Source organism: Streptosporangium sp. NBC_01755 (genome assembly GCF_035917995.1).
Classification (GTDB): domain Bacteria; phylum Actinomycetota; class Actinomycetes; order Streptosporangiales; family Streptosporangiaceae; genus Streptosporangium.
In genome coordinates, this window is record NZ_CP109131.1 from 1,873,403 (window position 1) to 1,886,615 (window position 13,213).

Here is a 13,213-nt window from a genome sequence, read left to right on the forward strand (position 1 = left end):
TCCCTTCGCGTACCCCGGGCAGCGGGGCCGCTGTACTCGGACGAGCCCGCGCCGATGCCCGGTCGCAGGTCACCGTCCTGACTATCGTGGAGCATCATGCAGATGCAGAGGGTCGCCATCATCGGCTGCGGAGGCAGCGGCAAGTCCCACCTCGCCCGCGAGCTGGGCAAGGTCGTGGACGCGCCGGTGACCCATCTGGACGCCGTCTACTACGACGACGCGTGGAATCCGCTGCCACCCGAGAAGTTCGAGGCGCTCCAGCGCGACCTGGTCCGCATGGAGCGCTGGGTGATCGACGGCAACTACAACTCCACGCTCCAGGTGCGGCTGGAGGCCTGCGACACCGTGATCCTGATGGACATGCCCACTGTCGTGGCGCTGTGGGGAGTCTTCTCCCGCCAGCTCAAGCACGGCCACGGCCAGGACCGGGACAGCGGGATCTACAACCGCATCCACTGGGGCGTGCTGCGCTATGTGGCGACCTATCGGCGCAGGATGCGGCCCCGCGTGCTGGCCAAGATCAAGGAGTACGGCGGGCACGCCGACGTGGTACTGCTGACCAGCCGCCGTCACACCCGCCGCTGGCTGAAGCAGACAGCCCCACACCAGGCATAACGCGCTCCACCCCCCGCACCGGGAGGTGGAGCCGGTGACCGCCTCCACCAACCCCTTTCTCGATGCGACAGCGCAAGAGGAGCTGTATCGGAACGCCTCCCGGCTGGCCGCTCGCACCTCGGCCCTGCACCGTGCCAAGACCTGGGGCCGGGCGGTCGCCGAGGTCATTGCCGACCTGGCCACCGCGCATCTACCTGCCCCCGAGGTGCCGCTGGTGATCGACGTCGGATGCGGGCGCGGGACCAGCAGCCGCGTCCTGGCCGAGCGCCTACGACCGAGACGGCTCATTGGTATCGACGCCTCAGCAGCGATGCTCGACGACGCCCGCGCCCGCCTCGGCGTCACGGACAGCGCGGTGTCCTTCGTCCAGGCGGACTTCCGTCACCTGCCCGTACCGACCGGCGCGTGCACCATGGCCGTCGCCGCGTTCTGCCTCTACCACGCACCCCGGCCGGAGGCGGTGATCGCGGAGATCGCCCGCGCTCTCACTTCGGGCGGCATCGCCATCCTGGTCACCAAGTCCGCTGACAGCTACCACGACCTGGACATCCTCGTCGCCGATGCCGGGCTCGATCCAGACGCGTCGTACCGGGAAAGCCTGTACGCGGCGGCACACAGCGGCAACCTGGCTGACCTGACCGAACCGGTGCTGCCCATCGAGCACTTCGAACACGAAGAGCACGGCTTCACCTTCACCAACCTGGGTCACGTCGCCGAATACCTGGCCACCAGCCCGAAGTACCAACTTCCTGCAGAGTTGCGTGGCGACCCCACTGCCATCGCCTCCGCGCTGCGCACCCGCCTGCCGGACGAGCCAGTGAGCACCACCTCGGTCGTCACCTACCTGCTGGCCCGGAAGCCGGGAGGTGAGCGATGAACCTGCCGGTCTTCACCAAGGTTTACGGCGCCCAGGAGGAGTGCGCGCAGGCGGTACGGCATCATGCCTGGTTGGCCGAGCACGCCCTGCCGTTCCGGCAACCCGGTATCGAAGCGGTCGGAATGACGTCAATCGACTTCACCTATATTCACGGCCGTCACCCGGGTGTGCGGGACCTGCCGATGCTCGCAGCCCTTCTGGGAGACGCGCACGGGGCCGCCTGGGTGAGTGACCTGCACCGAGCACACCAGGGCGTTCCTCACCCGCTACCCGCAGGCCACACGATGGCGGACTTCCTCGCTCCCCGCCTCGCCGCGCTCGACGCCCGGCGCCGTACTCATCATCTGGCTGACGACGAAGACCTGACCGCCGCGAAAAGGCTCCTGCACGCCGTCGCCATCGGACCGGCGGCGTTCTACAAGGACACCAACCCGCGCAACATCCTCATCACCGAGCAAGGCATCCCGATCATCGTCGACGTCGACGACCTCACCCTCGCCCCGTTCGGCTATGACCTCGCCAAGCTCGTCGTCACCCTGGCCATGACGTACGGCCCGCTCCAGCTAACGGCCATCCAGCATGCGCTCGCTGGCTACAACCAGGCAGCAACCAGACATGACGCCCGGCTGGGAGGCACCAGCATGACGCAGCTCCTCGGCCACGCCGAGCTGCACCGCATCCTCACCGCTCCCTACCTGGGACGAGGTGGTTACCGGCACTCCTGGCCGCAGGTGCGTCTCGTCATCGAACAGGAAGGACACGCATGATCGTCACCGAGCTGGTTTTCACCCGGCACGGGCAGGCCCGTTGTAACGTCGCGGGTCTGGTTGGTGGCCCGCGCACCTGCACCGGTCTGACCGAGCTGGGGCGGCGCCAGGCGACTCTGGCCGTGCGGCGGATCGCCACCGAGCACCTCGACGCGCCCATCACCGCGCTCTACGCCGGGACCCGGCTCCGGCTCCGTCAGACCGGAGAGATCTACGCCGCGGCCCTGAACCTGCCGCTGATCATCGAGCCCGGCCTGGACGGGCCGATCCACGGGGACGCCGACGGCCAGCCCTGGCACGAGGTGAAGACCGGCTTCGGCGGAGGTCCGCATGCCCATCCCGACCGGCCATGGGCCATCGGATCCGATACATGGAACGGCTACCTGCGGCGGGCCGGAGCGTTCCTGGCCAGCCTGGTCGAACGCCACGACGGTGAGCGCGTCCTGTTCGCCGCGCACGGTGAGACCGTACTCGCCGCACATACCCTCCTGCTCGGCCTCCCTCCCAGGGCCGAGGCCGGGTTCACCGTCGACCACGGATCGCTGACCTGTTGGCAGCTCCATCTCAACAGGCTAGGCCGACGCCGTTGGATGCTCGACCGCCACAACGACACCGCACACCTGGTGGCGCTGTGATCGCTGTCGAGGACCCGCGCCTCACCTTCGCCCGCCAGGCCCTCGGCCCGGTCAGTCCCGTGCCCATGCCCGGGCTGCCACCACACCTGCTGGCGCTCGTCGACGCCCGTGACGTCCTCCATGTGGTCAAGCGGCACACTGACGCCGGTCGCTTCCGGCAGGAGGCACACGCCTACATCACCGTGGTCCCTCACCTGGGTGACCGTGCCCCGAAAATGGTCGCGGCGGATCCAGTCACCCGCTCTCTCCTGCTGACCCTGCTCTCCGGGCAGAGCGCCGTCGACCTCCCGCCCGGCTCGTCCGCTGAGCGGGATGCCCATCACTCCGCCGGTGCCACTCTCTGGGCACTTCACCAGGTCGGGCCAACGGAGTCCGGAGACAGCGTCCCCGTCTATCTGGCAGAGCGGACCCGCTGGTGGGTTGGCCGGGCGCACGCCGCCGGTCTGATTAGCGCGCCCGAGTGGCGCACGCTGCTCGCCCACGCCGATGCCCTGGCCGTCACGGCCATGGAGGGCGCGATCTGTCACCTGGACTACCAGCCCAGGAACTGGCTCGTCGGCCCGGACGGGGTCGTGCGCGTGCTCGACTTCGAGCACGCGCGGCTCGATGCCCGCGTCCGGGACTTCGCCCGGCTGGAACACCGCCACTGGCGGTTTAACCCCTACCTCCGCCAGACGTTCTTCGACGGCTACGGTCGGCCACCGGACGAGACCGAGCGCGACCTTCTCATCCGGTTCGGCGTCATCGAGGCGCTCACCGCGCTGGTCCGCGGACGCGAGAGCGGCAACCCCCAGCTTGCCGTACATGGCCGCACGCTGCTCGACCAGCTCATCTGACCACGTCATCCATCCAGCAGGAGACCTTCCTCATGCCTGAGGCCCCGTCCTCCCTTTCCGGCGAACGCCTGGGAACATCGCGTTCCGGCGCATCCCTGGGAACGCCGCGCCGAGCCGTCGTCACCGGCACCGCCGGATTCATCGGCTCCCACCTGGCACTGGCCCTGCTCCAGTACGGCATGACCGTGATCGGGGTGGATCGCCGCAATGCCGGAGCCGACCACATCGCCGCCGCGAACCTGGCCGCCCTGAACGACCAGCCGGGATTCATCTCCATCACCGCGGACCTGCTCACCTGCGCCGTCGAACCTCTTCTGCTCGACGCGGACGCGGTGTTCCACCTCGCCGGCATCCCCGGCGTGCGGCCCTCCTGGGGGCCGCAGTTCGGCGACTACGTCGCCTGCAACATCCTCGCCACCCAGCGGATCATGGAAGCCGCCACCCGGCTCCGTGTCCCGCGGTTCGTCGTCGCCTCCTCCTCCAGCGTCTACGGAGCGACCGACGGCACTCCGAGCAAGGAGACCGATCATCCACGACCCGCCTCACCGTACGCGGTCACCAAACTCGCCGAGGAACAACTCTGCCTGGCGCACGCCGCCCGTCCCGACTGCGCCACCAGCGTCGTGGCGTTGCGCTACTTCACCGTCTTCGGACCGCGCCAGCGCGAGGACATGTTCATCCACCGCGTCCTCACCGCGGCCCTGGAGGGTCGGGGCGTCGGGCTTTTCGGCGACGGCAACCAGCGCCGTGACTTCACCTACGTCACCGACGTCGTCGCCGCGACCATCGCCGCCGCAACGGCCCCTGCCGGAAACGACGTGATCAACGTTGGCGGGGGCACTACCACCTCCCTGAACGAGGTCATCGACATCGCTCGTCGGCTCACCGGGGAGCCGGTCCTGGTCGAGATGGCCAGCACCCGCTACGGTGACGTCCCCGCCACGCACGCCGACCCCCGTACCGCGCGACGTCTGCTGGGTTGGCACCCCCGCGTCGACCTGGCCACGGCATGGCCGCGCAACTGGACTGGCTCGCCTCCCATCAGCACGCCGCCGTCTGAACACATGCCGCCCGACTACCAAGGGAATTCCTTGTGGAAAGCTTCGAGAAAGCCCGGTTGGACGCCTTCTTCCGGCGCGTCACCGAGCGCTTCCCCGACCCCGAGCCGGTCTCCTCCGTGATCATTACGCACCTGCTCGCTGAACGTCCGGCCTTCCTTCACGCGATGGCCCGGTTGACCCGCGTCGCGGCCGTTCTGCCCAAGCCCAGGTCCATCTTCGAGTCGGCCGCGGCCGAGGCCCGCAAGCACTTCACGCTCGATTCGCTCAGTCGGACCCGATTCGCTGATCCCGTCACCGCGCTGAACTACCTGGAGGAGACCGCCGCAGGTCAGGACCTGCTGCTGCTCGACATCGGCGGCTACTTCGCCGTCGGCCTGGAAGCGGTCTGCGCGCAGTTCTCCGGCAGGATCCGCGGTGTCGTCGAAGACACGGAAAACGGTTTGCAGCGCTACCTTGCACTCGAAAAACTGCCCTGCCCCGTCTACTCGGTGGCCCGTTCTCCGCTCAAGGAGCCTGAAGACCATCTGGTCGGCCACTCGATCGTGTTCTCCACCGAGGCCCTGATCCGCTCCCGCGGCGACATCCTCGGCAGCCTCGACGCCTGCGTCATCGGGTACGGCAAGCTGGGCGGCTCCATCGCCCGGATGCTCCACGCCAAGAACGTCCGGGTCACCGTCTACGACGGCGACCCGGTCAAGCGGGTCCAGGCCCGCTCCCACGGCTTCCACGTCCCGGTCACCCGCGCCGAGGCCGTCCGCGGGTGCGGGCTCATCGTGTGCGCCACCGGAAACCTCGCCCTGAGGCACGAGGACTTCACCGCGCTTCCGAACGGCGCCTACATCGCCTCGGTCACCTCTTCCGAGGACGAACTCGAACTGACCGCCCTCACGCCTCTCTACCGTCGCGTCGAGGTCGGCCCCCATCTCACCCGGTACTCCACCACCGGCCACTACTTCTACGTCCTGGCCGATGGCAACGCCGTCAACTTCCTGCACGGCGCGACGGTCGGCCCCTACATCCACCTCGTGCAGGCCGAGATACTCGCCGTCACCGCACTCCTGACCAGTGACGACCATGCCCCCGGCCTGTATGAACTCACCACCGATGCGCGTCAGGTCATCGCGGAGATCTGGCTCGACTACTTCAAGAGGTGACCCGCGTGTCCATCAGCCATGACCACATCCGCGCCGCTCTCGACGCCTATCTCGCACGCCACCCGGACGAGCGCGGAGCTCTCATCCCACTGACCGAAGCTCTGACCGCACCCGGTCACCTTGCCAACCGGGGCACCTTCACCGGCCACGTGACCTGCAGCGCTGTACTCATCGACCAGTGCGGGCAGGTCCTGCACATCCACCACAACGCCCTGGACCGGCTTCTCCTACCCGGCGGCCACCTGGAAAGCGCCGATGCCGACCTCCCTGCCGCGGCACTCCGTGAACTCACCGAAGAAACCGGCATCCCCACAGACGCGGTCAGCCGTGACCTCGCCATGGACGGGACGCCGCTGGACATCGACATCCACACCATCCCCGCCAACCCTGCCAAAGCCGAACCTGAGCACCCGCACTTCGACTTCCGCTTCGCGTTCCGGACTACCGGCCGGCGCGATGTCGACATCACCCTGCAGCCCGAGGAGGTCGGCGGCTACCGCTGGTTGAAGCTCGCCACCTGTTCCTCCCCCAGTCTCGCGGCGAAGCTCGCGATGCTCCTGTCCTCGTAGACCTTCTTCCTTCAGGAGCCGTACCTATGCCCTCATCGGGAGGCACCACCCCGCACCATGTCGCCGTGATCCCCTGCCGGTACGGCTCGACCCGGTTCCCCGGCAAGCCGCTCGCACTCCTGGGAGACAAGCCCCTGATGTGGCACGTCTACCGGCGCTGCCAGCAGGCCGAAAACATCGCGGAAACGTTCATCGCCACCGATGACGCGCGCATTCAAGAAGAGTGCTGTCGGCTCGGTATGGCCTGCCTACTGACCGGAAATCACCTCACCGGCACTGATCGCGGTTCTGGAGAGAGCGCAGGGGTCTCGCCGTCGCGAAACCCCCGTGCGACGGTGGCAGTCCGCACGGCTCTCGGACCTGGACGGTCACCGAACCCAGCAGGTCAGAACACCCGTGCCCGCACCGCTCTGGCCATGCCCGGGTCGTCGGCGAAGACGCCGTCCAGGCCGAGCCGGTAGAGCCTTTCCAGCCAGCCCATCACGTCGCCGGTGGCCCGGGGGAAGGCCGGGCTGGCCGGGTTGCCCAGCCGGAAGTCCAGCGGAAGGTGTGAGTTCTCGTTCCTGACGGTCCAGGCGTGCACCTTCAGTCCCGCCTCGTGGGCGTCCCGGATGAACGTGGTGGGCGGCAGGAGGCGGCCGTCGGGTCCCGCCGGCACGATCCGCCGGGTGTCGACGCCGACGCCGTCCGCGTAACCGGCCACCTCACGCAGCCCCGCGGGGGTGACCATGGTGTCGTAGGTGCGCGGGTCTCCGGCCGCGATCCAGTCGTACGGGGCGCCGCCGGCGGTGATCAGCTGGATCAGCGGCAGCTCGGTCCGCTTGCTCAGCTCGCGCAGGTTGGCCGTCTCGAAGGACTGGATGAAGACCGGGGCGCCGCTCCCGCTCCAGCCGTGTCTGCCGAGCACCTCCAGCAGCGGCCCCTCCAGGGAGAGGCCGATGGAGCCGAAGTAGCTCGGGCTCTTGGTCTCCGGGTAGACCCCGACCCCGTGCCGCCGCGCCAGCGCGACCACCTCGTCGAAGGTGGGGATCTCCGCGAGGCCGTTGAAGACAGTGTTCCCCGGTCGCAGGTCGGGGATGCGCTCCTCGGCCCTGAGGGTCTTCAGCTCGGCGAGCGTGAAATCCTCGGTGAACCAGCCGGTGATCGACCTACCGTTGATGGTCTTGGTGGTGCGGCGGTCCGCGAACTCGGGATGGTTCTCGACGTCCGTGGTGCCGCCGATCTCGTTCTCGTGCCTGGCGACCAGCACGTGGTCCTTGGTCGAGACCAGGTCGGGCTCGATGTAGTCGGCGCCGAGCGCGATGGCGGCCTCGTACGAGAGCAGGGTGTGCTCGGGCCGGTGGGCACTGGCACCACGGTGGCCGATGACGATGGGGTCGCGGCCGCGGGGCTCTGCGATCGCGGGTTCGGATTGTGGCGACACGAAGGCGACGGTACCGGTCGCGAGGACCGCCAGCACCGCGACCTGAAACCTACGGATCATGTTCAGGACCGTAGAAGGACCGGATGACCAGCGGGACAACGACTCGCAAAGGAAGTCAGCCACAAGGACAGCGAGTCACAAAGACGACGGCCTCGGGTGCCTGGGGCACCGGCCTGGCGATCCTCCTGAAGCCCGCCATGATTGGCTTGGTGGCCTGATCTCTATGTAGGCAAAGGTCACCTGGGGTTGCCCAGCATGTGACATCCGAAGGCGCCATCCCCTCGTGCCTGCCCCGGGGCCGAGTCGTGGAACGGGAGTCCAGAGGGGTCGGTGAGCGGGAGCCGCAGCACGAAACACGCGCCGCCGATGGGTGAGTCCTCGGCCTGGAGGGTCCCCCGATGGCCCTCGGCGATCTCACGGGCGATCGCCAGGCCAAGGCCGGTGCCGCCGCGGTCGCGGCTGCGGGCCGCGTCCAGCCGGGTGAACCGTTCGAAGATCCGTTCCCGGTCGGCCTCGGCGATGCCCGCTCCGTCGTCGGAGACCGCCAGTTCCGCGGTGTGCGCGTTACGGGTGACCTCGACCCGCACCACTCGTTCCGCGTGCCTCTGGGCGTTGTCCAGCAGGTTGGTGAGCACCCGGGCGAGCTGGAGACGGACCGTGTTGACGTTCACCCCGGGTGCGAGCCGCAGCTGGACATCGAACCGGTCCGCCCGCCGGAAGACCTCCGTCCGGACCAGCTGTGCCAGGTCCACCGGCTCCCACTCGATCGGCGCGTTCTCCCCGGCCCTGGAGAGCGCGAGCAGGTCGGCGATGATCGCCTCAAGCCGATCGACGTCGCTCAGTGCGCGCCCGAGCACCTCCCCCAGGTCGTGATCGCCGGGATGCAGTTGAGCCTCCTCCAGCTCCACGCGCAGCGCGGCGACAGGGCCGCGCAGCTCGTGCGAGGCGTCGGAGGCGAACCGGCGCTGCTGCTGCAGCGCCTGCCCGAGGCGTTTCAGCGTGCGGGCGACGGTCTGGACGACCTCGACACCGTCGGAGTGCCCGGGAGTCTTGTGGCACCCGTGCCCGAGGTCCGAAGACGTGTCGAAATCATCGACATAGTCACACAGACCGACCGTATCCCTCATGTCAATTTTTCCTTCCCGCCACCAAGCCTTGGCAGTGTGCGGTGCGTGGTCACCACGCTAGGAGGACGACCGGCGGACCCGCCACCCCCAGGTGGTCCGATGACCACCCCCAGATGGGCCGGATCGGCGACCTCGGCCGGACGGGACGCCTGCGCCTCGGGCCGCCCCCGAGGCTCGGCCGTACGCCTACCGGCCTGGCAGGAGACCCGTCCGGGTGGCCACGACGACCGCCTCAAGCTGACTGTGCACGCCCAGCTTCGCCATGACGTTCTTGACGTGGCCGCGGGCGGTGTGCAGGCTCACGACGAGCTGTTCGGCGATCGCTCGGGGATCGAGCCCCTCCCCCATCAGCCCGAGGACCTCCAGTTCGCGTGCGGTGAGCCCCGCCCGGTTCTCACGACCGTCGCGGGGCGGCGTGTCGGGTGGGGGGTTCCGCAGCAGCACTCCGAGCGTCTCGCCCTCAACCATGATGATCTTCTCGTCGACCGAAGCCCGGATCACTCTGAGGATGGCCGGGAACGTCGTGTCCTTGGCGAGGAATCCGGCGGCGCCCACCGCCGCGGCGGCCGTGAAGAGATCAGGAGTGGCGTCTCCCGTCAGAACGAGGACGCGGGTCTCCGGGTAGGCCGCCTTGATCCGCCTCGTGCCCTCGATTCCGTCGACGTCGGGCAGGTGGATGTCCATGAGCACGACGTCGGGGTGGTGCGCCTTCATGAGGCGTACGGCATCCTCAACCGTTCCAGCGGCTCCCACACAGTCCAGATCCGGCTGGGCGTCGATCGCGATCTCAAGAGCACCGGCAAGCGCCCGCTGGTCCTCCACCACGAGGACTCGGGTCAACGGATGCTCCTGCTCACTTGGACCGCTCACTCGGACTGCTCACTTGGACCGCTCACTTGGACCGCGAACGCCTCCCGGCTCGTGGGTGGCCCCCGCCGCCCTACGGTTCGCCGATCATGACCGAACCCGGGCCCATGGCCTCGCGGGCGAGTCAGGGGTCGGGAACAGGCCGAACGGCGTTAAAAGGCCCTGCTCACGACGCTACTCGCGGCGCGGGGCGACGGGCAAGGCCCGCTGGAGGAGGTCACGGGGTCTCCGTGCGGCGGGTGTGACCGCTGGGACTCATGAGCATTCGAGGTACCGGGTACGTGCCCCGGCCTCTCCTCACCCCCGAGAGGGCACGGGCGGCGGCATATCCCGCGGGGCCCGTTTGGGATCCGCGCAGGCTGGAGACGAGTTCCCAGGTGACCATCTACTCGTTCAGGCTGTATGTGGCCGGGAACACGGAACGGTCCAAGGCGGCGGAGGTGAACCTGCGGTTCCTCTGCGACGCCCGCCTGTCCGGCACCTACGAGGTCGAGGTCGTCGACGCCGCCGAACGGCCCGACCTGGCGGAGGAGGGACGGATCCTGGCCACTCCGACGGTGATCAGACTCGCGCCGTCACCGCAGCTACGGGTAATCGGGGACCTGTCCGATCACAACCGCGCCGCCGTCGCCCTCGGCCTCCCGGTCCTGGAGGAACCGCCCCCGGAAAGGCCGCGGCGATGAGCGGCGGCGGAACGATCGAGCGGATGCCCACGGGGATCAACGGCTTCGACCATGTCGCCCTGGGCGGGCTGCCCGCCAACCGGTCCACGCTCGTGAGCGGCACGACCGGCAGCGGTAAGACGCTGTTCGCCGTCGAATTCCTCGCTCGCGGGATCATGCGCTTCAACGAGCCGGGGGTGTTCGTCACCTTCGAGGAGACATCCAGCCATATCCGGCGTAACGCGGCCTCGCTGGGCTTCCCCATCGAGCAGTGGGAGGACGAGGGGAAGTGGGCGTTCGTCGACGCGTCAACGGGCATCGGCGAGGAGGCTCCGACCGTCGGGTCCTACGACCTCGGCGCGCTGGTGGCCCGCATCCAGCACGCGGTCCGCCAGACCGGAGCCCGCCGTGTCGCGCTCGACTCACTCGGCGCGATCTTCACCCGCTTCACCGGCGTCGAGACCATCCGCCACGAGCTGGTCCGGATCGCCGCCGTCCTCGAAACGCTCGGGGTGACCTCGGTGCTCACCGCGGAGCGGCCCGCGGAGTATGACGGCGTGACCCGCTACGGGGTCGAACAGTTCGTGCTGGACAACGTCATCATCCTGCGCAACGTCCTGCGGCAGGGGCGGCGGAGCCGTACCGTCGAGATCGTCAAGTTCCGCGGCGCCCCGCACCGTTCCGGGGAATGGCTCTTCACCGTCGACCCGCGGGACGGGATCGTGGTCGTCCCCCTCGCGTTCCTGGTGTCCTCCGGCCGCGCGTCACCGGACCGTGTCTCGTCGGGCAACGCCGAGCTGGACGAGATGTGCGGCGGCGGCTTCTACCGGGACGCGATCGTCCTGATGTCCGGCCCGACCGGCACGGGCAAGACGCTGGCGGGTCTGCGTTTCGCCGCCAGCGCGTTCGAGGCGGGCGAGCGCAGCCTGTTCTGCACCTTCGACGAGACCCGTGAGCAGCTCTTCCGCAACGCCGACGGCTGGGGCCTGGACATCAGATCCATGCAGGCATCGGGTCTGCTCCGGGTCATCGCCGACTACCCGGAGGTGGCGTCGCCAGAGGATCACTTTCTCCAGCTCAGGCGGGCCATCGAGGAGTTCGGGCCCCGTCGGCTGGTCATCGACACGCTGTCCGCGCTCGAACGCGTCGTCACGCCACGGGCCCTGCTCGACTTCGTCATCGCGCTGGGAGCGGTCCTCCGCCAGAGCGAGATCACGACGCTTCTCACCGCGAGACCCACGGGACGGCTCATGGCAACGGGCACCCCGACGACCGCGGAGATCGCCGGCTTCACCGATGTCTGGGTCCTGCTCCAGTACGTCGAGCGCGTCGGGGAGATCCAGCGTGCGATCGCCGTACTCCAGACGCGGGGTTCCGCCCACGACCAAGGCATTCGCGAGGTGACGATCGACGGTACCGGCATGCACATTGGTGAGCCTTTGCGGGGCGTCTCCCAGATCCTCGCCGGGGACATCAGCCCCGCGACCCTGTGGGCACCCGGATCCGAGGGGACAGAAGGACCGTCGGAGTGAGGATCGAAGGGGATCCCTCAGCCGAGGGAAGGCCCGCCGTGGGCTCCGGGCCGAGGCGGCCCGACGACGCGGGATCTCCGGGCAACATCAACCAGGTGATCGTGTCGGCCTCGGCGGACGGGATCATCGCGGTCGACGAGCAGGGCGTCATCCGGCTCTGCAACCCGGCCGCCGCGGAACTCTTCGCCCGCCCGGCGGAGGAACTCATCGGCACCCTGTTCGGCTTCCCCCTCGTCGTCGGCGCGGCGACCGGGATCGACCTGATACTGCCCGGCGGGGGCAGGCGGGTGGTCGAGATGCGGATCACCGCCACGACCCTGGAGGGCGAGCGCCTCTACGTGGCGACATTCCGCGACGTCACACGCCAGAGGCACGACGAGCGAGAGATGGAAGCGGCCCTGGAACGCCAGAACGTCGCCGTGGCGATCGCGGCTCACGAGCTCCACAATCCGCTTGCGACGATCAGCGTGCTGGTGGACGTGCTGCGTGACCGCCTGGTCGCGCTGGCCGAGGAGCAGAGGGCCGAGATCGTCGACCGCATCGCCGACCGTACGGCCCGCCTCCAGGGGCTGGTCCGGAAGCTCCTCGCCGCGTCGACGATCGATGCGAAGGGCGCGTCCGCCTCCCTGGAAAGCGTCCCCGTGCTCGAATTCATCCTCGAACGGCTGGGCGAGTTGGACGGGCGATCCCAGGAGGTGCACCTGTCCTGCAGTCCCGAACTGGTGGCCATGGTCGATCGCAAGGAGTTCTCGGCGATGCTGGAGAACTACCTGGAGAACGCCTTCGCCTACGGGCGCCCGCCGATCGAGGTGTCCGCGTTCGGGCGGCCCGGCTGGGTCCAGGTCCGGGTGTGTGACCGGGGGTCGGGCGTACCGGAGGATTTCGTGCCCCGGCTGTTCGAGCGCTTCAGCCGTGAGCCGGGGGTTGAGCAGAGGACAGAGGGAACGGGGCTGGGACTCTGGATCGTCCGCAGCCTCGCCCAGGGCAACGGCGGCGACGCCTGGTACGAACCCGGCAAGGACGGGGGCGCCTGCTTCTGCCTGCGTCTGCGACGAGAGCCGATGTCCTGAGCTCCGCCGATCCCAGGG

15 protein-coding genes are annotated in these 13,213 nt (G+C 68.8%); 12 read left to right on the forward strand and 3 right to left on the reverse strand.

The features are described 5' to 3' along the window. The first annotated feature begins 96 nt into the window (after positions 1 to 96). The 9 genes from OG884_RS08435 to OG884_RS37435 are packed head-to-tail and all read left to right on the forward strand — an operon-like array spanning position 97 to position 6,975. On the forward strand, positions 97 to 615 hold the full coding sequence (locus OG884_RS08435; protein ID WP_326643820.1) for a topology modulation protein: 519 nt from the start codon (positions 97 to 99) through the stop codon (positions 613 to 615). Between the two features lie 34 nt (positions 616 to 649). Then, positions 650 to 1,492: a class I SAM-dependent methyltransferase gene (locus OG884_RS08440; RefSeq protein WP_326643821.1), complete on the forward strand. Its 843-nt coding sequence runs from the start codon at positions 650 to 652 to the stop codon at positions 1,490 to 1,492. Next, positions 1,489 to 2,259: a phosphotransferase gene (locus OG884_RS08445; RefSeq protein ID WP_326643823.1), complete on the forward strand. Its 771-nt coding sequence runs from the start codon at positions 1,489 to 1,491 to the stop codon at positions 2,257 to 2,259. The genes OG884_RS08440 and OG884_RS08445 overlap by 4 nt, the downstream gene beginning before the upstream one ends. After that, the gene (locus OG884_RS08450; RefSeq protein ID WP_326643825.1) at positions 2,256 to 2,894 is read left to right on the forward strand and encodes a histidine phosphatase family protein; all 639 of its coding nucleotides are present in this window, start codon (positions 2,256 to 2,258) and stop codon (positions 2,892 to 2,894) included. Before OG884_RS08445 ends, OG884_RS08450 begins: the two co-directional genes overlap by 4 nt. Further along, positions 2,891 to 3,730: a phosphotransferase gene (locus OG884_RS08455; protein ID WP_326643827.1), complete on the forward strand. Its 840-nt coding sequence runs from the start codon at positions 2,891 to 2,893 to the stop codon at positions 3,728 to 3,730. Before OG884_RS08450 ends, OG884_RS08455 begins: the two co-directional genes overlap by 4 nt. Positions 3,731 to 3,762: 32 nt before the next feature. Further along, the gene (locus tag OG884_RS08460) at positions 3,763 to 4,911 is read left to right on the forward strand and encodes an NAD-dependent epimerase/dehydratase family protein (protein WP_326643829.1); all 1,149 of its coding nucleotides are present in this window, start codon (positions 3,763 to 3,765) and stop codon (positions 4,909 to 4,911) included. After that, positions 4,824 to 5,945: an adenosylhomocysteinase gene (locus OG884_RS08465; RefSeq protein ID WP_326643830.1), complete on the forward strand. Its 1,122-nt coding sequence runs from the start codon at positions 4,824 to 4,826 to the stop codon at positions 5,943 to 5,945. The genes OG884_RS08460 and OG884_RS08465 overlap by 88 nt, the downstream gene beginning before the upstream one ends. A 5-nt stretch (positions 5,946 to 5,950) precedes the next feature. After that, complete coding sequence (locus tag OG884_RS08470; RefSeq protein ID WP_326643832.1) at positions 5,951 to 6,514, forward strand: NUDIX hydrolase; 564 nt, start codon at positions 5,951 to 5,953, stop codon at positions 6,512 to 6,514. Positions 6,515 to 6,540: 26 nt separating this feature from the next. Then, positions 6,541 to 6,975 (forward strand): cytidylyltransferase domain-containing protein, encoded by a 435-nt coding sequence (locus OG884_RS37435; RefSeq protein WP_442811650.1) that lies wholly within the window; start codon positions 6,541 to 6,543, stop codon positions 6,973 to 6,975. Here the strand turns inward: OG884_RS37435 and OG884_RS08475 are convergent. From OG884_RS08475 to OG884_RS08485, 3 genes are all read right to left on the reverse strand, one after another. Further along, positions 6,900 to 7,997: a glycerophosphodiester phosphodiesterase gene (locus OG884_RS08475; protein ID WP_326643834.1), complete on the reverse strand. Its 1,098-nt coding sequence runs from the start codon at positions 7,995 to 7,997 to the stop codon at positions 6,900 to 6,902. The genes OG884_RS37435 and OG884_RS08475 overlap by 76 nt on opposite strands. A gap of 176 nt (positions 7,998 to 8,173) precedes the next feature. Next, positions 8,174 to 9,064, reverse strand: a complete 891-nt coding sequence (locus OG884_RS08480; RefSeq protein ID WP_326643836.1) for a sensor histidine kinase — start codon at positions 9,062 to 9,064, stop codon at positions 8,174 to 8,176. A 186-nt stretch (positions 9,065 to 9,250) separates the two neighbouring features. Further along, the gene (locus OG884_RS08485; RefSeq protein WP_326643838.1) at positions 9,251 to 9,904 is read right to left on the reverse strand and encodes a response regulator transcription factor; all 654 of its coding nucleotides are present in this window, start codon (positions 9,902 to 9,904) and stop codon (positions 9,251 to 9,253) included. Between the two features lie 308 nt (positions 9,905 to 10,212). Between OG884_RS08485 and OG884_RS08490 the strand changes: the two genes are divergently transcribed. The 3 genes from OG884_RS08490 to OG884_RS08500 are packed head-to-tail and all read left to right on the forward strand — an operon-like array spanning position 10,213 to position 13,195. Next, positions 10,213 to 10,614, forward strand: a complete 402-nt coding sequence (locus OG884_RS08490) for a circadian clock KaiB family protein (protein WP_326643840.1) — start codon at positions 10,213 to 10,215, stop codon at positions 10,612 to 10,614. Continuing rightward, a complete protein-coding gene (gene kaiC, locus OG884_RS08495; protein ID WP_326643842.1) occupies positions 10,611 to 12,125 on the forward strand; it encodes a circadian clock protein KaiC in 1,515 nt (504 codons plus the stop codon). The genes OG884_RS08490 and kaiC overlap by 4 nt, the downstream gene beginning before the upstream one ends. After that, positions 12,122 to 13,195, forward strand: a complete 1,074-nt coding sequence (locus OG884_RS08500; RefSeq protein WP_326643844.1) for a sensor histidine kinase — start codon at positions 12,122 to 12,124, stop codon at positions 13,193 to 13,195. Before kaiC ends, OG884_RS08500 begins: the two co-directional genes overlap by 4 nt. Positions 13,196 to 13,213 lie beyond the last annotated feature (18 nt).